This is a genomic window from Mycobacterium sp. IS-1590, assembly GCF_001500025.1.
Lineage (GTDB): Bacteria > Actinomycetota > Actinomycetes > Mycobacteriales > Mycobacteriaceae > Mycobacterium.
This window is the reverse complement of the sequence record NZ_LQIW01000011.1, coordinates 24,509-44,823: the sequence shown is the minus strand read 5'-3', so window position 1 is coordinate 44,823 and position 20,315 is coordinate 24,509. Positions and strand designations below refer to the sequence as shown.

At 67.0% G+C, this 20,315-nt stretch carries 15 protein-coding genes; 9 read left to right on the top strand and 6 right to left on the bottom strand.

Annotation, left to right across the window (positions count from 1 at the left end):
• Nucleotides 1-126 precede the first annotated feature (126 nt).
• The 6 genes from AU197_RS09170 to AU197_RS09145 all read left to right on the top strand — a co-directional run bounded on the left by AU197_RS09170 (nt 127) and on the right by AU197_RS09145 (nt 11,717).
• Nucleotides 127-1,206, top strand: a complete 1,080-nt coding sequence (locus AU197_RS09170) for an AI-2E family transporter (RefSeq protein ID WP_082696583.1) — start codon at nt 127-129, stop codon at nt 1,204-1,206.
• A gap of 225 nt (nt 1,207-1,431) precedes the next feature.
• Nucleotides 1,432-2,736: a cation:proton antiporter gene (locus tag AU197_RS09165; protein ID WP_064402232.1), complete on the top strand. Its 1,305-nt coding sequence runs from the start codon at nt 1,432-1,434 to the stop codon at nt 2,734-2,736.
• 5 nt (nt 2,737-2,741) lie between these two features.
• Nucleotides 2,742-4,496 carry an NAD(P)/FAD-dependent oxidoreductase gene (locus AU197_RS09160; RefSeq protein WP_064402231.1) on the top strand — a complete coding sequence of 585 codons (1,755 nt, stop codon included), beginning with the start codon at nt 2,742-2,744 and terminating at the stop codon, nt 4,494-4,496.
• Entirely contained in the window at nt 4,493-10,021 is a 5,529-nt protein-coding gene (locus AU197_RS09155; protein ID WP_064402230.1) for a type I polyketide synthase, read from the top strand. Before AU197_RS09160 ends, AU197_RS09155 begins: the two co-directional genes overlap by 4 nt.
• Nucleotides 10,018-10,863 carry an ABC transporter ATP-binding protein gene (locus AU197_RS09150; RefSeq protein WP_064402229.1) on the top strand — a complete coding sequence of 282 codons (846 nt, stop codon included), beginning with the start codon at nt 10,018-10,020 and terminating at the stop codon, nt 10,861-10,863. Before AU197_RS09155 ends, AU197_RS09150 begins: the two co-directional genes overlap by 4 nt.
• Nucleotides 10,860-11,717 (top strand): ABC transporter permease, encoded by an 858-nt coding sequence (locus AU197_RS09145; RefSeq protein ID WP_064402228.1) that lies wholly within the window; start codon nt 10,860-10,862, stop codon nt 11,715-11,717. Before AU197_RS09150 ends, AU197_RS09145 begins: the two co-directional genes overlap by 4 nt.
• Before the next feature lie 10 nt (nt 11,718-11,727).
• Here the strand turns inward: AU197_RS09145 and surE are convergent, their stop codons facing one another.
• Together surE and AU197_RS09135 are read right to left on the bottom strand one after the other, a co-directional pair.
• On the bottom strand, nt 11,728-12,501 hold the full coding sequence (gene surE, locus AU197_RS09140) for a 5'/3'-nucleotidase SurE (RefSeq protein ID WP_064402227.1): 774 nt from the start codon (nt 12,499-12,501) through the stop codon (nt 11,728-11,730).
• A 28-nt stretch (nt 12,502-12,529) separates the two neighbouring features.
• Nucleotides 12,530-13,510, bottom strand: a complete 981-nt coding sequence (locus AU197_RS09135; protein ID WP_064402226.1) for a 1-phosphofructokinase family hexose kinase — start codon at nt 13,508-13,510, stop codon at nt 12,530-12,532.
• A 116-nt stretch (nt 13,511-13,626) separates the two neighbouring features.
• Between AU197_RS09135 and AU197_RS09130 the strand changes: the two genes are divergently transcribed.
• Nucleotides 13,627-14,253 (top strand): TenA family protein, encoded by a 627-nt coding sequence (locus AU197_RS09130; protein ID WP_064402225.1) that lies wholly within the window; start codon nt 13,627-13,629, stop codon nt 14,251-14,253.
• Here the strand turns inward: AU197_RS09130 and AU197_RS09125 are convergent.
• Nucleotides 14,244-15,461: a CynX/NimT family MFS transporter gene (locus tag AU197_RS09125; protein ID WP_064402270.1), complete on the bottom strand. Its 1,218-nt coding sequence runs from the start codon at nt 15,459-15,461 to the stop codon at nt 14,244-14,246. The genes AU197_RS09130 and AU197_RS09125 overlap by 10 nt on opposite strands.
• A gap of 89 nt (nt 15,462-15,550) precedes the next feature.
• Here AU197_RS09125 and AU197_RS09120 point away from each other — a divergent pair, with 89 nt between their 5' ends.
• Nucleotides 15,551-16,228, top strand: coding sequence for a FadR/GntR family transcriptional regulator (locus tag AU197_RS09120; RefSeq protein ID WP_064402224.1), 678 nt, complete (start codon nt 15,551-15,553; stop codon nt 16,226-16,228).
• 8 nt (nt 16,229-16,236) lie between these two features.
• On the opposite strand, the gene AU197_RS09115 is transcribed toward AU197_RS09120, so the two are convergent.
• The 3 genes from AU197_RS09115 to AU197_RS09105 are packed head-to-tail and all read right to left on the bottom strand — an operon-like array spanning nt 16,237 to nt 18,732.
• Nucleotides 16,237-17,562 (bottom strand): MFS transporter, encoded by a 1,326-nt coding sequence (locus AU197_RS09115; RefSeq protein WP_064402223.1) that lies wholly within the window; start codon nt 17,560-17,562, stop codon nt 16,237-16,239.
• 5 nt (nt 17,563-17,567) lie between these two features.
• Nucleotides 17,568-18,164, bottom strand: coding sequence for a TetR/AcrR family transcriptional regulator (locus AU197_RS09110; protein ID WP_064402222.1), 597 nt, complete (start codon nt 18,162-18,164; stop codon nt 17,568-17,570).
• A gap of 4 nt (nt 18,165-18,168) precedes the next feature.
• Nucleotides 18,169-18,732: a hypothetical protein gene (locus AU197_RS09105; RefSeq protein WP_064402221.1), complete on the bottom strand. Its 564-nt coding sequence runs from the start codon at nt 18,730-18,732 to the stop codon at nt 18,169-18,171.
• 203 nt (nt 18,733-18,935) lie between these two features.
• Between AU197_RS09105 and AU197_RS09100 the strand changes: the two genes are divergently transcribed.
• Nucleotides 18,936-20,303, top strand: coding sequence for an aromatic ring-hydroxylating oxygenase subunit alpha (locus tag AU197_RS09100; RefSeq protein WP_064402220.1), 1,368 nt, complete (start codon nt 18,936-18,938; stop codon nt 20,301-20,303).
• The last annotated feature ends 12 nt before the right edge of the window (nt 20,304-20,315 follow it).

Sequence of the window (20,315 nt, the reverse complement as noted above, 5' to 3'; positions counted from 1 at the left end):
CTGGTACGGGACCGGCCGCGGTTTCGATATGACCTTCCGGGGTAGAACGCTCGCGTGAGCGAACACAGCCCCGGTGCAGCAGCCGAGCGGGACCGTGGAGCCCTGATCGGATCCGGCGCGCTGTGGATGGCGAAGTGGTCGTTGGTCATCGTGGCGATCGCCGCGGGCGCGGTGGTGCTCGGTTGGCTCGTGGCCCAGCTGTGGGTGATCTTCCTGCCGGTCCTGCTCGCCGTCATCCTGTGCACGGTGCTGTGGCCGCCGGCTCGCGTGCTGATGGACCGCGCCGGGTTGCCGCCGGCGGTCGCCGCGCTGACGACGCTGTTGCTGTTCCTGGCCATTGCCTCGGGTCTGATCGCGCTGATCATCCCGCCACTGCTGAGCCAGCTACCCGCGCTGATCGACCAGGCAACCGAAGGCATCAACCGGCTGCAGGACTGGATCGCGGGGCCCCCGCTCAACCTGCGGCAGGAGCAGTTGGAGCGCTTCACCGACTCACTGGTCAACGCGATGCGCGAAAGGTCCGCCGCGATCGCGACCGGTGTCGTCAGCGGGGTCAGCACGGTCGGCAGCGTCCTGGTGACGCTGGTACTGACGATCGTGCTGTCGTTCTTCGTCCTCAAAGACGGCCGCAAGTTCTCACCCTGGCTCGTCGGGCTGACCGGGCGCCGCGCCGGGCGGCACCTGGAAACGGTGCTCAGCCGGATGTGGGACAACCTCGGCGGCTTCATCCGCGCGCAGACGGGAGTGGCTCTGATCGACGCGGTCTTCATCGGCGCCGGCCTGGTGATACTCGGTGTCCCGCTGGCGCCCGCACTGGCCGTGCTGACCTTCATCGGCGCGTTCATTCCGTTCATCGGCGCCTTCGTCGCCGGAGCGCTCGCGGTGCTGATCGCGTTGGTGGCCAACGGTTTCGTCAACGCGCTGCTGGTGCTCGCCGTCATCATCGCTGTGCAGCAGATCGAAGGCAATGTGCTGCAGCCGTTGCTGCAGAGCCGCGTGATGAAGTTGCACGCAGCGGTGGTGCTGCTCGCGGTGACCGCGGGCGGCGCGCTGTACGGGATCATCGGCGCCTTCCTCGCCGTGCCGACGGTGGCGATGCTGACCGTGCTCGCGCGCTACGTCAATGAGCAGATCGATGTGCGGGCCACGGGTGAGGCGGACGGTACCGAGCCGGGCTCCGAGACCGCAGGCCGGGCCCCCGATTAGCCCGCCGTCATCATTCGGAAAGAAATTCGCACGGTTAGCGACCGCAGAATGTGTCAATACCCCACTGCATCGAAAATGCATCGTCTCCGGCGAGACGTGCACACGCCGACAGGTCAGAAGCGACGAGGTGAGTCATAGACGGACTGGTGGAGCCCGCCCGCGCAGCGCTGCGCTCCGTACACAGCTGCACCCCCATGGTCTGCACCGCGGGCCGTAGGACCTGATATGCCCGCGGCAACTGCTGTTCACTTCTTTCTCGCGCTGGCGGTCATCCTCGCGGCGTGCCGCCTCGCCGGCCTGCTGGCGCAACGCGTGGGCCAGCCGCCGGTCGTCGGCGAGATGATCGCCGGGGTGGTCCTGGGTCCCTCACTGCTGGGCCGGGTCGCGCCGGGGGTGCAGGAGTCCCTGTTCCCGGCAGGCACATCCAACGTCGTGCTCTACACCGCCGCGCAGATCGGCCTGGTGCTCTACATGTTCGTCGTCGGTCTGAACTTCGACGTCGACCACGTCAAACAGCGCGCCCGCACCGCCGTCGCGGTATCCACCGCCGGAACCCTCGCGCCCCTGGTGCTCGGCGCCGTGGTCGCGGTGCCGCTGCTGTCCTCGGGCGGATTCTTCGGTGACGGCGTGAGTCTCCCGATGGCGATGATGTTCATGGGTGCGGCCATCGCGATCACCGCCTTTCCCATGCTCGCGCGGATAATCTTCGAAAAACGTCTCACCGGAACGTCTCTGGGCACTCTCGCGCTCGCCTGTGGCGCCACCGCCGACGCGATCTCCTGGTGCATCCTGGCGGTCGTCGTCGCCGTGCACCGCGGCACCCCGGCAACGGCCATCACAGCCATCGTGGGCGGGCTGCTCTACACCGTGTTGGTATTGACGCTCGGGCGGCGCGCGGCACGGGTGCTCGGCTCGAAGTCCGAAGAGCAGCGGACCATCCCCGGGTGGGTGTTGAGCACCGTCCTGATCGTCCTGATGAGCGGCGCCTGGCTCACCGACACCATCGGGATCCACGCGATTTTCGGCGCCTTCGTCATCGGTGTCGCCATGCCGTCCGGACTGTTCGCCCGGCGCCTCACCGAGACCATCGAGCCACTCACCACGAGGCTGCTTCTACCGCTCTTCTTCGTCTACTCCGGGCTCAACACCGAGATCGGCTTGGTGAACACGCCGGAGCTCTGGGCGCTGACGCTCGGCGTACTCGTCGTGGCGATCGCGGGCAAGGGCGTCGCGTGCGCCGCCGCGGCACGCTTGAGCAAGGTGCCGCTGCGCGAGTCGGTCGCGCTGGGCTCGTTGATGAACGCACGTGGATTGATCGAGCTCATCCTCCTCAACATCGGTCTGGAGGCCGGCATCATCACCCCGACGCTGTTCACCATCCTCGTGCTGGTCGCCATCGTCACGACGTTGATGGCAGCCCCGATCTTCGAATTCGTCTACGGGCGCCACCGGCCTCCGGTCGACGCCACACCACCGTCAGCGGACCACGCCGAGGCGACGTCCGCCGTTCCGGCGACCGAAGGAAGGTAACGCAGGTGCGATCGAAGCTGTCCCAACTCGACTCCGAGGCCCGTGCCGCCCTCGCACGAAAGATCCGGAACCAACTGTCCCTCAACGGATCTACGCAGACCAACCACGACGTGGCCATCATCGGAGGTGGTGCCGCCGCCCTGACGTTGGCATTGGAGCTTCGCACCGCGCGCCCACACACCCGGATTGTGATCATCGAGCCGTCCGCGCGCCCGGTCGCCGAGGTCACCCACACCGTCGGCGAATCGACGGTTGAGGTGTCTGCGCACTACCTTCGCGAACGCCTCGGCCTTGCCGACCATTTGAGCATCGCCCAGATCCGCAAGATGGGCCTGCGGATGTTCTTCACGCACGACGGCAACACCGACATCGCAAGCCGCGTGGAACTCGGCAGCTCGTCGTTCGTACCCCAGGTGACCTACCAGATCGACCGGGGCAGGCTGGAGAACGAACTCGCCCGCCGGTGCGAAGCCGCTGGGATAGCCACGGCCCGCGGCCGCGTCAGGACCGTGGACTTCGGCGACGATGCGCACACGGTGACGTACCAGGACGACGACGAGACCGCCAGCACCACGGCACGCTGGGTGGTCGACGCCTCCGGACGAAACCGCACGCTGTCGCGCCAGCTGGACCTGAAGCGGGCCACCGAACACCATTGCAACGCCGCATGGTTCCGGGTCAAGGCCGAACTCGACATCGGCCAGTGGAGCGCCGACCCCGAATGGCACTCCCGTCTGACCGAAGGCGACCGCGCCCTGTCGACGAATCACCTGATGGGCGAGGGCTATTGGGTCTGGTTGATCCGATTGGCGTCCGGCGCCACCAGCGTCGGGATCGTCGCCGATCCCGAGTTCCACTCGTTCGACGAGTTCAACACGCTGGATAAGGCCAAGGCGTGGATCCGCCGGCATGAACCACAGTGCGCCGACGAGATCGCCCGACACGACGACGCGATCATGGACTTCCGTGTCATGAAGCATTACAGCCACGCCGCCACCAAGGTCTTCGACGGCACCGCGCGCTGGTGCCTGACCGGCGACGCAGGCATCTTCCTGGACCCGCTGTACTCCTCGGGGCTGGACCTGGTTGCGATCGGCAACGGTCTGGTCACCGACATGATCACGCGTGAACTCGACGGAGAAGACGTGGTCGCCCGGGCGAGCATCAGCGACTCCCTGTTCAGGTCCCTGGCCGACATGTGGCTGGCGGTGTACGAGAAGCAGTACACGCTCATGGGCACGCCGACGGTGATGTCGGCGAAGATCGTCTGGGACATCGCGTTCTACTGGGGCTTCATCGGATTGCTCTACCGCAACGGACGGTTCGTCAGCGTCGCCGACGATCCCGCGGTCGTGCCCCATCTCGACGGCATGATCGCGCTGAGCAACCGGGTGCAGCGGTTCTTCCGCGAATGGGCGGCCGTGGAAGGCCGCCAATCACCGGTCCGATTCGTCGACCTGTACGAGCCGCTGGACTTCATGGCGACGCTGCACGTGGCGATGATGGAACCCGCGCCCGATTTCACCGACAGGTTCGAGGACAACGGCAGGCTGCTGCGACAACTGGCGGGTCAGCTGGTCGAAACCGTGCTCGCCGACAAGTCCACACTGTTCGACGACGATGCCGCCGTCGCCCAGGTGCAGGCGTGGCAGCGCGATCCTCTGCTGAGGGAACTCCGCTCCGTGTATCGCCATGAACAACAGAACAATCCGGTCAGCTCCGACTGGATTCACACCGCTATCCGTGAGTTGCAGGTATGAACACGCACGACAACCTAGACCGGCCCGTACCGCTGGCGATCGTCGGCATCGGATGCCGCCTACCCGGCGGGGTCGGCTCCGCCGAGGACTACTGGCAGCTGTTGAGCGACGGCATCGATGCCACCAGCGAGGTCCCCGAATCACGGTGGAACGCCGACCGATTCCACGACGCCAACCCGAAGAAGGTCGGCAAGATGGTCACCCGGCGCGGCGGCTTCCTCGACGCGATCGACCAGTTCGATCCGCAGTTCTTCGGAATCTCCCCGCGGGAAGCCCATTCGATCGACCCGCAGCAACGCCTGATGCTGCAGACCACATGGGAGGCCCTGGAGGACGGGGGGATACGACCCGACGACCTCGCCGGCACCGACGTCGGCGTATTCATCGGCGGCTTCACCCTGGACTACCAACTGCTGCAGAACCAGGGCCGCGGCAGCCGCTACCAGTTCAAGACGCACTCCGCCGCCGGAATGATGATGACGATGCTGGCGAACCGGATCTCGTTCGCCTTCGACTTCCGCGGACCGAGCATGACGGTCGACACGGCGTGTTCGAGCTCGCTGGTCGCGGTGCACCTTGCGGCGCAGAGCATTTGGAACGGTGAGAGCGAGATCGCGCTGGCCGGCGGCGTCAACATCATGGTCGGCCCCAACACCGCGATCGCCGAGTCCAAGAGCGGGTTCCTCAGCCCCGACGGGCGCTGCAAAGCCTTCGACGAGTCCGCCGACGGGTACGCGCGCGGCGAGGGCGGTGCCGTCGTCGTCATCAAACCCCTCGAACAGGCGTTGCGCGACGGCGACGAGATCTACGCCCAAATCCTCGGCACCGCGGTGTCTCAGGACGGCCGCACCGACGGCATCACCGTGCCCCGCGCGCAGGCGCAGGCCGCCGCCATCACCTCTGCGCTGCGTCGGGCCAATATCCGGCCGAGCGACGTCGGGTACGTCGAAGCGCACGGCACCGGCACACCCGTCGGCGACCCGGTCGAGATGCGCGCGCTCGCTTCGGCGCTGACGTCTGACCGCACCGCGCCCCTGGCGATCGGCTCGGTCAAGACCAACATCGGTCACCTCGAAGCGGGCGCCGGGGTGGCCGGACTGATCAAGACGGCGTTGGTGCTCAAACACGGTTACATCCCGGCACACTTGCATCTGCAGAACCCGACCAGCCAAGTCTGCCTCACCGAGCTCAAGCTCGACGTGCCACGCGCGGGCCGCCCCTTTCCTGCCGGACGGCGGATCGCAGGCGTCAACTCGTTCGGATTCGGCGGTACCAACGCCCACGCGGTGCTCGCCGAAGCACCGGCCCCGGCCGACGCCCCAACCTCGAACACCGCCGAGCACCTCCCTCTCACGTTGTTGCCGATCTCGGCGCGCAGCGAAGAGGCCCTGGTGGCGGTGGCGGACCGGTTGGCCGACCACCTGCAGGCCGAACCGAACACCGACCTGTTGGACCTGAGATACACTCTGTCACAACGACGCTCACACTTGAGCCACCGCCACACGCTCGTCACTGACAGCGTCGCCGACGCCCGAGACCAACTGCGCGCCCTCGCCGACGGGGGCCAGATCGCCTCCGGGCGCACGTCGCCGTCGACCCCCAAGCTCGCGTTCGTCTGCAGTGGTATGGGCCCGCAATGGTGGAAGATGTGCCGCGGACTTCTCGACGTCATGCCCGCGTTCACCGAGAGCATCGCGCGAAGTGATCGCGAGCTGGCGCGCCACACCGATTGGTCACTGATCGACGAACTGCGGCGCGACGAAGCGGATTCCCGGATGGGTGAAACCGAGTTCGCCCAGCCCGCCAACTTCGCGATCCAGATCGCCCTGGCCGCCCAGCTCGCCCAGTTCGGCATCCGGCCCGATGCCGTGATCGGCCACAGCGCAGGCGAAGTCGCCGCCCACCACCTCGCCGGGCTGCTGGGCTTCGAGCAGGCGGTCGAGGTCATATACCACCGCAGCAGGCTCCAACAGCGCACGAGCGGACAGGGCCGCATGCTGGCCGTCGGCCTGGACACCGACTCGCTGATGACGGCCCTCGACGACACGATGCGCGAGGAATTCGGGCGACGGGTTTCGGTGGCGGCCGTCAACAGCCCATCCGCGGTGACCATCGCCGGGGACGGTGAGGTCCTCGACGACATCGCCCGCCGATTGGAGGACGCCGAGGTCTTCACCCGGTACCTGACCGGCAAGGTGCCCTATCACACCCATTACATGGACGCGATCAGGCGCGATCTCCACCAGGCGCTCGACGGGTTGTCGTCGCAGCCGGCGACGCTCCCGCTCTACTCGACGGTCACCGGCGGCCTCCTGGACGGATACCGGTCCGGCGCCGCGTACTGGTGGCAGAACACCCGCGCCACAGTTCTTTTCGAACCGGCCATCCGCCGCATGCTCGACGACGGATACACGCATTTCGTCGAACTGGGACCGCATCCCGTACTGGCCGCCTCGATCTTCGAGATCGCCGGCGCGCAGAAGACGCTCGTCCAGGCCACCCAACGACGCAACGACGACGACGTGCACACCTTCATGGCGGGCCTCGGCGCGCTGCACGACCACGGCCACGACATCGACTGGGGCGCCATCTATCCCCGCGGGGAGGCACGGCTGCTGAAGCTGCCCGGCTACCCGTGGCAGACCCGACGCTACTGGAACGAGACCCAGGAGGCCACCGAAGCTCTGCACTATCACCCGGTGCACCCGCTGCTCGGCCAACCGGTCAGCGCCGTACACCCCACGTGGGAAATCGAATTGAGCACCGCGATGGTGCCGTTCCTCGGCGACCACCGGGTCCAGGGCAGCGTCGTCGTACCCGGAGCGGTCTACATCGAGTTGGCGCTGGCCGCTGGGAAGGAGACCTACGGAGTGGACCTCGCCGTCGAGAACCTGGTGCTGCACCGCGCACTCATCCTCGACGACACCTGTGATCCCATTCTGCGTACCACCGTCAACCAGGACACCGGAGCCCTGGAGTTCGCCGCGCACACCGCGACCGCCGACGGCGAACTCAAGTGGGCGATCACCGCCACGGCCGGTCTCACCACGCTCCCGAAATCGGCCGGCGCCCCGCCGCCGGTGGCCGAGGGCGCGCCCGCCAACGCTCTCAGCGGCGCGCAGTTCTACGCCCTCACCGAAGCCATCGGGTTCGACTACGGCGACGCGTTCCGCTCCGTCACCGGCCTCACAGCCGGAGACGCCTGGGTGGTCGCCGAGATGGAGATCCCGGCTCCGATCGCAGCCGCGCTCGACGACTACCGGTTCCATCCGGCACTGATCGACGGCGCATTCCAAACACTGTTCGGCGCACCGCTTCCCGGCGGGGATGCCGCAGAAAGCCCATACCTGCCCGTCCGGATCCGGCGCAGCGCCGTGTACGGCACACCCAAGGGAGACATGACCGTCAGGCTGGTCGTCAGGTCGGCGACCGCCGAGGAGATCGAGAGCGACATCACGATCTGCGACCACCGCGGTGATCGGCTGGCGGTCTTCGAGGGCTTCACGGTGCGATCGCTGAGCGCCTCGACCCGCATGTCGCCGGAACGAATCGACAAGGGGCTCTACGAACTCCAGTGGATCCCCGCGGCCGAATCCAGCGGTGAGAACAGCGCCGAGCCGACGCAGGCCGCATCATGGCTGGTGTTCGTCGACGACACCGGATTCGGTGAAGCGCTCGCCGATCGACTGCGGGACTGCGGCCACCGCGTGCGCACCGTCGTACACCGCCCCGTGGACACCGTCACCACGGTCGACGGCGGATACGCGATCGACGAGCGGCGTCCCGACCAGATGGCCCAGCTGTTCGACCGGCACCTTGCCGAAGACAGCGACCTCGCCGGTGTCATCGACTGCTGGTCAATGGATCTCGATGCCGACCCGCAGGCGTCTGACACCGACGGCGCCGACCACCTCGGCGTCCTCACGCTGCTGCGCATCGCCAAGGCACTGGCCACACACGACACCGTCTTCCCGCGCCTGTACGTCGTCACCGCGAACGCGCAGCCGGCGTTGGGCACCGAACCTCTGGCCGTCGACCAATCCACGGTCTGGGGACTGGGCCGGGTCATCGGTCATCAGGAGTTCGTCGAACGCTGGGGCGGCCTGATCGACATCGACGACACCGACGACGTCGGTGACACCGCCGCGCGTGTCTGTCGGCACATTCTGGAGCCCGCATCCGAGGATCAGACCGCGTTCCGCGGCGAGGTGAAGCTGGTTCCGCGGCTGCGCCACACTACGAGCCTCACGAAACCGTTCCCCACCAAGCTTTCTCCCGCCGCGACCTACGTCGTCACCGGCGGCACCGGTGCGCTCGGCCGCAGCGTGGCCACCTATCTCGTCGAGCACGGCGCGCGACACATCGCGCTGCTGAGCAGAAGCGGGCTGCCACCGCGCGAGCGGTGGCCGAGCATCACGCCCGACGACCCGCAGTTCACCGCCGTCGACACCGTCAGGGCCGTCGAACGCCTCGGGGCGCTGGTGAGTGCGGCGAGTGTCGACATCACCGACGCCGACGCGGTGGCCGCCTGGCTCGCCGACCACGAGCGCAATCACGACAGACCGGTTCGCGGAGTCATCCACGCCGCGGGCGCGGTCCACGACCAGCTTCTCGTCAACGTCAGCGAAGACGATTTCCTCAAGGTTCTGGGTCCCAAGATCGCCGGCACCCGGGCGCTGCACACCGCGTTCGCCGGTCAGGAACTCGACTTCTTCGTGATGTTCGGCTCCGCCGGTTCGGTCATCGCCTCGCCCGGGCAGGGCAACTACGCCGCCGCCAACGCGTTCCTCGACGCCTTCGCATATCAGCGGCAGGCGCAGGGACTGCCGGCCCTCACGGTGGGCTGGGGACCCTGGTCGGTGGGGATGGTCGAAGACCTCAACCTCGAGAATGTCTACGCCATGCGGGGAATCGAACTGATCACCCCGGCGGCAGGCGCGTTGATCCTCGACCGCCTGATCAATCAGACCGCTCCGAACGTCATCGCCATCAGCGCCGACTGGAACCGCGCCCGCCAACTTCTCGGCGGACACCTGCCGAAGATGTTCGCCGACCTCGACGCCGCGACCGCTTCACCGACGGAGGCCGGGGCGGACGGATCGTTGCTCGAGCTACTGGCGAACACGCCGGAGGCCGAGCGTCTCAACGTGATCATCGACCAGGTGGAGCGCCTCGTTGCGGCGGTGTTCGATTGCGGGGTCACCGATTTCGCGAACGACGACATGCTCGACGACATCGGCCTGGACTCGATGATGGCGATGGACTTCAGGGTCAGGATCAACACCACGTTCTCGATCGACCTTCCAGTGCTGGAGATCCTCAAGGGTGTCAGCGTCGACTCGCTGGCCGCCCGCGTGCTCGACGAGCTGCCCACCATCCACGGTGAGGAACCCGCCGCGGAGGCCGCCCCTGCGACCGAACCACAACCGGTCCCGGAGGTCGACGTGGACGGGCTGATCGACGATATGTCCGAGGCCGAGCTGCGAGACCTGCTGGCCGAACTCGAAGGCGGCGCCGCGCCATGACGGCGACGTCTACGGCCGTACAGGTGCGGGGGCTCTCGAAGGCTTACGGGCCGACGCGCGCCGTGTGCGACCTCGACCTCGACGTCGCCTACGGCGAGGTCTTCGCCATCCTCGGCCCCAACGGCGCGGGCAAGTCGACAACCATAGAGATCCTGGAGGGCAACAGAACTCGCGACGCCGGACACGTGCGGGTGCTCGGCGAGGACCCACAGACGGCGGGACGGGACTGGAGGGGCAGGATCGGCATCGTGCTGCAGGAGGTCAGCGACGCCGGAATGCTCTCGGTGCGCGAGACCGTGCAGATGTTCGCGAACTGTTACGGCGCCGCTCGAGATCCCGGCGACGTGCTCGACCTCGTCGGTCTGGACATGGTCGCGGACTCCCGAGTGCGCACCCTTTCCGGCGGTCAACGCCGTCGGCTGGATGTCGCGCTCGGCATCATCGGCAAACCCGAACTGCTGTTCTTGGATGAACCCACAACCGGTTTCGACCCCGAAGCACGACGGCAGTTCTGGCAGCTGATCAGATCCCTGGCCGCCGACGGCACCACAATCCTGCTGACCACCCACTACCTCGAAGAGGCCGCTGCGCTGGCTGACCGGGTCGCGGTGATCGCGAGTGGCAGGGTGGTGGCCGTCGACTCACCGGCGCGGTTGACCGAGCACGTGAGCTCGGCTGCCACGGTGCGGTGGATCGAGGACGGTGAGGTCCGCATCGAAACAACGGACTTCCCAACCGAGTTCGTCTGTCGTCGCAGCAGGGGAGGTGTCGAGCTGGAGAAGCTGACGATCAGTCGGCCGACCCTCGAGGACGCGTACCTGCAACTGATCGGTCAACCATGACGGACATCGAACACATCATCGCCCCATCGCCGCCCCGACACCGCGCGACCGCACAACCGTCGCTTCCGTCCCCGTTGCGGATCGGGCTGTCGCGGGTCGTTCCCGAACTGAAGATGTTCTACCGGCGGCCTGAACAGGTGGTGCTGACGTTCACCATGCCCGCGGTGATCTGCCTGCTGCTGGGTTCGATCTTTTCTGCGGAACTGCCGGGCAGCCAGACCAGCGCCGGTGCGGTGATCGCCGCGAGCATGCTGGCCTACGGCATTTTGTCGACGTCGTTCGTCAACCTCGGCACCAGCATCGCCGCCGACCGTGACACCGGCGCCTTACGGCGCCTTCGGGGCACACCGACAACGGCGTCGTCGTACTTCATCGGCAAGATCGCGCTCGTCGCGGTGGTCAGCCTCGCCGAGGCCGTCCTGCTGCTGGCGGTAGGTGTGCTGGTCTTCGGCCTGCGCCTGCCGACCGACGTGTACGGATGGTTCACCCTCGGATGGGTGGCGGTCCTGGGCATCGTCAGCTGTGCACTGCTGGGCATCTTCATCAGCAACCTGGCGAGCAATGCCGTGTCCGCCGCCGTCATCACCAACGGCCCGTCGGTGGCGTTGCAGTTCGTCTCGGGAACGTATGTGCCGCTGATGATCCTGCCGACGTGGATGTTGGTGATCGGCTCTGTGTTCCCGGTCAAGTGGATGGCCCAAGGCTTCCGGTCGGTGTTGCTGCCGGCGGAGCTGGTGGCGCTGGAACCGGCAGGCAGCTGGGAACATTGGCGCATCTTCCTGGTGTTGGCGGCGTGGAGCGTCGCCGGGCTGATCGGTTGTCTGGCGATGTTCCGCTGGTCCGACCGGAGCTGATCGCGCCGGACTAACTCTCGCCGGCCAGCCACTCGCGTACGAGATCGCCGTCATGCGCCTCGACCGATCGCAGCTCCGTCAGCGTCGGATGCCCGGCATCCAGCAGAGCGCTGTCGGTGTCAGCCTCCGGTTCGTCGGGCACCTCCACCTCGCTCAGCCGCACGCCGCCGTTGCGCACCTCCTCGACCCGCGTCTGCACCGCGCCACCGCGAGCCAACCGCGCGTGGCGGATCGGTCCGATCTCGTCGGCGGGCCGGTCCGGGACGTTGAGCGAAAGCACGGTGCCCTCGGGTGCGTCGAGCAACAGTTCCAGCACCGGCGCCAACAAACCGGCGGCGGTCTCCCAGTACCGCTCGCCCGTGGGATGCAATGCGACGTCCAGCGATACCGCCAGTGCGCGGGTGTCGCTGATCTTCGCGGTGAGTGCCGCCCCGACGGTCCCCGAATGCAGGATGGCCCGACCGACGTTGGCGCCGTGGTTGATTCCGGACAGCACGAGGTCCGGCCGAGGATCGAACCAGCCGTTGAGCGCGGCGGCGACGGTGTGTCCGGGCTGGGCCTGCACCGCCCACGCCTCGACACCGTCGAGCCCGGCTATCTCGCGGGCCTCGACGACCGTGTGGCCGTCGCGGCGAACTGCGCTCAGCGCGGCGCTCGCCCCGCTGGCCTGCTCGGCGGGAGCGGCGACGATGACCTCCAACCCCGCCTCGAGGGCCGCACTCGCCAGTGCGTGCAGACCGGGGGAGTCGATCCCGTCGTCGTTGGTCACCAGTGCGCGCGGCACGCGTCCACCCCCTGCGTTCGCAAGCCCGCTACTTCCATGGGCGCAGCTCCACTCTCTCGGCCAGCGTCTCCACGGCGCGCGCCCCGCCGGTGCCCAGCCCGTGCCGCACGACGTTGAGCGCCCCGCACGCCGCCCCGATCTGCAACGCCCGGCGCAGCGGGCGGCCGCTGGCCAGTGCGGCGACGATACCGGCGGTCATCGAGTCCCCGGCACCCTTCGAGTCGGCCGGTTCCAACGTCGGCATCGTGATCTCGACGACGGCTTCGTCCTCGTCGCCGTCCTCCTCACCGAGTAGCGCCAGGGCCGGGGCATCCCCGGAGCGCGACACGACGAGCGTGTTCGCGCCTTCGTCTCGCATGGATCGCATGGCCGCGACCAGATGCTTCGCGTCCTCCGATTTCGCCCGGCCGTCGTCGAGCAGCTCTTCGTGGCTGACCTTGATCAGGTCCGGTCCGCCGGCGAGCACCGCCTCGAGTCGCTCGCCGGACAGGTCCGCGGCCACCTTGCAGCCGTTGGCCCCGAGATCGGTGGACAGGCGGCGATAAAGATCGGCGGGCAGGACATCGTCCTCCTGAGGGCCGGAGAGCAGGACCCGACCGTGGGTCAAACCTTCGGTGAGGGTGAGCTCGTAGAGGGAGTCGAGTTCGTGGCGGTCCAGGGGGCTGCCCGCCGCCTCGGCGACGACCTCGCGGCCACCCGAACGGCGGTCGTGCACGTACGATCCGTTGCGCGCGCTGACCGGCACGGTCTGCACGGTGATGTTCTGTGCGGGCAGGAGGTGGCCGAGAACGTCGCCCGTCTCACCGCCGAGGGCCGAGCACAGCACGACCGGAACCCCGAGCGAGGACATCATGCGCGACTGCCAGACACCCTGACCGCCGGCGTGGACGTGGATATCGGCGTCGCCCGAGCGGTCCTCGACCGTCACGGTGAGCACCGGCAGCGGGGCGAAGATCACGACGGTGGAGTCGCCGTTGGATTTCTCGCCGCGAGATTCCCTGTCTGTCATGGGTCGCGGAGTACCCATCCTCGTGCCCGCCTACCCGACGGCCCCCGGTTCCGTGCCGACCCACATCAAGTGCGCCGCGACTAGAGTCCGTGGCGTTCGGATCCTGTGGAGGTGAGATGTCACTGGCAGCGCAGTTGTGGACGGAGAACGCCGATGTGGTGGCCGAGGTGCTGGCCAACCCGTTCGTTCGGGGTATCGGGGACGGCTCACTGGAGCGCGATCTGTTCGCCGGGTACATCGCCCAGGACGCGTTCTTTCTCGAATCCTTCGCTCGCGCATATGGTCTCGCGCTGGCCAGGAGCTCGGATACGGCCACCCTGCTGACGTTCGCCGATCTGCTGGCCGGCGTGCGTGAAGAGCTCGGGTTGCACGCGTCCTATGCCGCGTCGTGGGGGATCGACATGGCCGGAGTCGTACCCGCCGCGGCGACGCTGGCTTACACCGAGTTCTTGCTGGCCACCGCCGCCACCGCCGATGTGGGGGTCGTGTGTGCGGCGATGACGCCGTGCATGCGGCTGTATGCGCATGTCGGGGTCACGCTCGACGCCGACTCCGCCGGACCCTATGCGCAATGGGTGCAGACCTACGCCGATCCCGGTTTCGACGAGGTGGCGTCACTGTTGGAGCGGTTGCTCGATCAGCACGCCGACGATGTGTCCGCCGCACGGGTGGCCTACCGGCGCGCGATGCGACTGGAACTGGCGTTCTTCGATGCGGCCTTCCAGCGGGCCGATCAGACGTAACGCGGGCGGCCGGCCAGCGCACCGAGCACGATCTGCATCAGATACACGCCGAGGAACATGATCCACGGCACCGTCCACCCGTGCGTGACGTCGTGCAGCAGCCCGAACAGGAACGGGCCCACACCCGCGATGAGATAGCCGAATCCTTGTGCCATGCCGGACAATTGCGCGGTGTCCTCGGCGTTTCGGGCCCGCAGCGCGATGACGGCGAGCGCCAGGGCGAACACGCCCATGCCGACTCCGATCAACACACTCCACAGCAAGGGTTGCGCGGCGGGCGCGAGCATCAGGCCGACCGTGCCCACCACACCCACGGCGCCCAGGCCGACGATCCATGCGCTCTGACCGTGGCTGCGCGCGGCCAGCGGCGCGATCACCAGCGCGATGGGCACACCGACCAGCGATGTGAGGCCGACCAGTAACCCGGCGTGCGTCTTGTCGACCCCGCTGTCGATGAATACCTCTGGTAACCAACCCATCACGATGTACGCCATCAACGACTGGCAACCGAAGAACAGCGTGACCGTCCACGCCAACCGGTTTCGCAGCAGCGAGCGTCTTACGTCGGCCGGAGCGGTGCTCGTCGCCCAGGTGCCTGCGTGTCGTCTCGATGTGGGCAACCACGCCACCAGCGCGACGAAGGACACCGCCGCCCATGCCGCCAGCGCCGCGCGCCACCCTCCCAGCGGGTCCTCGAGCCCGGGAGTCACTGCCGATCCGAGCGCGCCGCCGCCCTGCAGTGCGGCGGTGTAGATCCCGGTCATCAGCCCGACCCGCGCAGGGAACGATCCCTTGATCACGACGGGGATCAACACGTTGGCCAATGCGATCCCCGCGCAGGCGATCAGGGTCGCCGCGATCACGGTGTGCGGGCCGCCGACGGTGCGGGCCAGCAGACCGACGGTGAGCGCGGCCAAGGCGGCGGAGATGGTGCGACCGAGCCCGATCCGGGCGGCGAGGCGGGGCGCGGTGAGTCCCGCGACCGCGAAGCACAGTGCGGGCAGTGTGGTCAGGAGACCGGCCCACGTCGCCGACACCCCCAGTTCGCTGCGCATCTCGCCGAGCAACGGCGCCACGCTGGTCACGGCGGGCCGCAGGTTGAGCGCCGCCAGGACCACGGCAAGCGCCAGCAGCGCACCGCCCGTGGCCACCGAAATGGGTGCGTGATCGGCCTCGGAGGGGTCCTTGAGGCCCACGTTGAGGTGCATCGCCGACAGCTTTCCTTCGTCATCCCGCCGGTCGACACGCATCCTGCTAATCTGCCATACATCCCATGATTGGTTGAAAGGATGTCTCTGTGCCGTTGCTCACCGCGCGTCGGTCCGGCCTCGTCGACCAGGTCATCGAGCAGTTGCGGGACTCGGTCGCGCGCGGCGAGTGGGCCGTGGGACAGCGCATCCCCAACGAGACGGTCCTGGTCGCCTCGCTGGGCGTCGGCCGCAATACCGTGCGCGAGGCGGTTCGGGCCCTGGCCCACGCCGGCATCCTCGAGGTGCGACAGGGAGCCGGCACCTATGTGCGGGCGACCAGCGAGGTGTCGGGCGCGCTGCGCCGGCTCTGCGGTGCCGAGTGGCGCGACGTGCTCGCGGTCCGGCGGGCCCTGGAGGTCGAGGGCGCCCGGGCCGCCGCGGTCCGTCGAACCGACGACGATCTTGCCGAGCTGCGCGCATTGTTGGCGCGCCGAGACGCCTGCCTGGCCGGCGGAGACACCGACGAATTCGCCCGCGCCGACGCCGAATTCCACCTCGCGGTGGTCCGCAGTTCGCACAACGCCACGCTGACGGAGTTGTACCGCGGGTTGATGGAGGCCATCACGGCCAGTGTCGCCAGCGGCCAGGACGCCGACGTGGAAGTCGTCGACCACGGTGTGCTGCTCGACCACATCGCCGCCCGTGACGTCGAACGGGCCGCATTGACCGCAGCCCAGATCATCGACGGGGTGCTCGCCGCTCTTCCCACCGCTGACTGCCCGTGACCGCGGGGTCACTCCCCGACAGCGGTGCGCGGCCTGGTGCCCACGGCGACGACCACAACGGCCGCGGCCAGTGACAGCGCACCGACCACCCACATGGCGACCTTGCTGTTGCCCGTCAGATCGGTGAGCCAGCCGGTGATGTATGGCCCGCCGAAACCACTCAGGTTTCCCAGCGAGTTGATCAGTGCGATCCCGCCGGCGGCCGCCGCTCCGGTGAGGAAAGACGATGGCAGGGACCAGAACACGGGAAGCGCGCACATGACGGCGCAGGTGCACAACGTGACGGCCACCATCGCGAGGTAGACGTCGGTCATGTAGAGGGCCGCGGGGATGGCGACACCGCCCACAATCGCCGGGATGGCGACGTGCCAGACTCGCTCGCCGGTTCGGTCGGAGTGCCATGACCAGGGCACCATGACGATCGCGGCCACGGCGTAGGGGATCGACGTGACCAGTCCGCGCTGGATCACGTTGAGATGGACGCCGTACTCTTCTTGGAACCCGGCGACGATGGTGGGCAGGAAGAACCCGACCGCGTACAGCCCGTAGGTGATCCCGAAGTAGATGAACGCCAGGGCCAGGATCCGCGGATGGGTCAGGGCCTTCTTCAGCGGCCAGTGACCACCACTGCTCTCGGCAACGACCCGCTCATCGTCCAATGTGGTTTGCAGCCAACGCTTTTCGTCGTGGTTCAGCCAACTCGCGACGGCGGGCCGGTCGGTGAGATAGAACCAGCAGATCACGCCCAGAACGACGGCGGGAAGCCCCTCGACCAGGAACATGAAGCGCCAGCCGGCCAACCCGAAGAAGCCGTGTCCCCAGTCGATGATCAACGACGAGATCGTCGACCCGACCGCGGTCGAGACCGGTACGGCGACCATGAACAGTGAAACCGCCCGCGACCGCTGCTTCTCGGGAAACCAGAACGTCAGGTACAAGATGATGCCCGGGAAGAAGCCGGCTTCGGCAACACCGAGAAGGAAGCGCAGAACGATCAGCGTTTCCGCATTCGGCACGAAGGCGATTGCGGCGCTGATGATTCCCCAACTCACCATGATCCGCGCCAGCCAGCGCCGGCCGCCGAACTTGTGCAGGGCGATGTTGCTGGGCACCTCGAGCAGCAGGTAGCCCAGGAAGAAGATCCCCGACGCGAAGCCGAACGTCTTGGCGCTCATCGCGAGGTCGTCGTTCATGCCGTTTGGCCCGGCGAAGGCGATGTTGACCCGGTCGAGATAGTTGACGATGTAGAGCAGGAACAGGAACGGGATGAGGCGCCAGGTGACCTTCGCCAGCGTCTTGTCCTCGATGGCGGGGTCCGGCAGGTAAGTGCTCACGCCTACTACGAGGTCTCGATGCTCGACATCACCAATTGCAGATAGGGGAGGTAGAGGTCTTCGCCGTCCAGATGACTGTCGAGGGTGATTCCGTCATTGGCGGCCAGAATCACTCGCGCCAGGGTCTCAGCCTCCATGGTGAGGGTCCCGCCGATCCGGGCGACGTGCTTGCTGATGAACTCGCCGAGCGCGCGGATCGTCTCGAGACGTTGAGCGGCGACGCGTTCGCCCGCATCGGGGTTGCGTAGCAGGAACAGCTTCAGCTCCAAACCCAGTGCCGCCCGGTCTGTTCCGCGGCTCAGTTGGCGCCACCGGTCGGCCAACTCGTCGAGGTCGACGTCATCGAGTCGGTGGAACGACATCATCACCTCGACGAACCCGTCGAGGAACCGCTGGCGCTGGCGGTCCACGACCGCCAGGAACAGCTTCTCCTTGGCGCCGAACTGCGAGTAGATGGCGCCGCGGGTGAATCCGGCGGCGTCGGCGATCTCCTCCAGCGCTGCACCGGTCAGGCCCTTGCGAGCGAAGACCTCCTCCGCGGCATCCAAGAGGATCTGCCGGGTGTGCTCGGCACGCCGCTCTTTCGTCCACCGCTCGGCCACGGGGTCATCCTCTCACCAAAGTGGCCGACGGCGGCCGGGCGACGGACTCGACGGTTCGGATCTGAGAGTCGAACAGGAGGTCGGCGAACAGGTCTGCATCCACGACATCGTTCGACCAGAACTCCTCCGATGGCTCGACGTGAGTGCCGAGTCCAGCGGCGTGCAGGGCACAGCCCTTGAATCTCCGGGCCGCCGGACTCAGCTCATGGCGGACGGGGTATTGGGGCTCGCCCGGCTCGCAGTCGACACGCGGTCCCCAGAACAGAAGCTGCGAACCCAGCCCGGCCCGTGGCAGCGTCACCCCCGTCGTGCGTCGGTTCACGGAAGGTGAATCGCCAGGCAGGACTCGGATGTGCACCACCCGACCAGCCTTCGCCGGTATCTCCTCGGGTTCTCCGGGGGGCTGGGTGCGGGTTCCGAGAATGGTCAGCGCCGTTGAGTGGGCGGTGTCTTCGGTGACGACGACGACGCGCCATCCCGCACGAACGCGGTCGAACATCAGCCCGCCGGCGTGACGCACCGCATCCGCGATGGTGGCGCTGACCACGTCGAGTCGGTAATTGCTCACCGCCAGCCTCCTTGGTCGTTCCGAAGGTGTGATCCCGACCACCTTTATACACTGTTGTATCTTCAATACATTCGTGTATATGGTGAACCACGTCACAGGCGGTGGACGCTCGGATCCATGCCACAGCCCAGGCGGGCCAAGCCCCGTCCGGCATGGGATTCCGGCACCCCGCGTGCTCTCGCCGACTGAGGAGGACTCCCTTGATGCCAGCAACGCGGCCAGGAGAATGGCTCGACCCGGACTCCGGGCTGGGTCTCGGACTGGAAGATGTCCAGCCGGGGACGTTCAACACGACGATTCGCACCGACCGCTACACCTGTCCCGAATACGCCGCCGGTGAGCGGGAGAAGATCTGGATGCGCGCGTGGCAGATCGTGGGCCGGGTGGACGAGCTACCCAAACCCGGCGACTGGAAAAAGTACGACATCATGGATCAGTCGTTCATCATCGTGCGCGGAAAGGACGAGAAACTTCGCGGTTTCGTCAACGCGTGCAGGCACCGCGGCAACGCGCTGTGCATCACCGAGACCGGAAATGCCAAGCGCGGCTTCCTGTGTCAGTACCACCTCTGGTCGTATGACCTCGAGGGCAGGCTCAAGGGAATGCTGCGAGAGAACCTCGCCGGGCCGATCGACAAGACCGAGAACTCGCTGCTTGCCGTGTCCGTCGACACCTTCGCCGGATTCATATTCCTCAACCCCGACCCCGAGGCGCAGCCGCTACGGGAGTATCTGGGCGAGGACGTGGTCACGTTGCTCGAGCCCTACAACATCGACAAGTTCACCACTGTCATGGATGTCACCGAGGCCATCGAGTGCAACTGGAAGGTCGTCATGGACGCCTTCGAAGAGGGCTACCACATCAACGGCATCCACCCTCAGCTGTTGCAGGTGCTGCACATCAATCCGAGGACCGCGCGTTACCGGTTCTTCGAAAACCACAGTGTCGCAATGGCTCCGTTCGAGGTCACGGGTGCCAGTGCACAGGAGCAGGTCGAAGGCATGCTGGCGCTGCCCGAGACCTTCCCCGGGACTGTTGCGGTGATCCCGCGGTTCCAGGAACTCCTCGCGCCGTATCAGGACGAGGACGGAAAGGTCACGTTCCCCGGCGACGTCACCCCTCGCCTGCTGCTGCAACAGGCCACCCGCGAGGTGTTGACCGGCATGGGCCTCGACGTCAGCGGTCTGACGGACAGCCAGATGGTCGACAACCAGGGCTGGGTGTTGTTCCCCAACTACTTCATGACCGTTCGCGCAGGCGAATGCCACGTCATCATGTCCAGACCGCATCCCGACGGCGACCCGAACCACTGCATCTGGCACGTGGCCAGCTACATGTACGTGCCGGAGGAGTTCCGCGACGCTGTGCGCGCCGAGGCGATCGTGGTGGAAACGCCCGGCAGCTACAAGTATTTCGAGGCGCTCCAGCAGGACTACGAGCAGATGCCTCGCCAGCAGAAGGGTTTGCGCAACGACCGGCTCGACCACATGTCGCTGGTGAAAGAGGAAGTGGTCATTGCGCACTTCCACTCGGTGATCGACCGCTACATGGCCAACGCCGCGACCAATTGACTGGATCCAAAA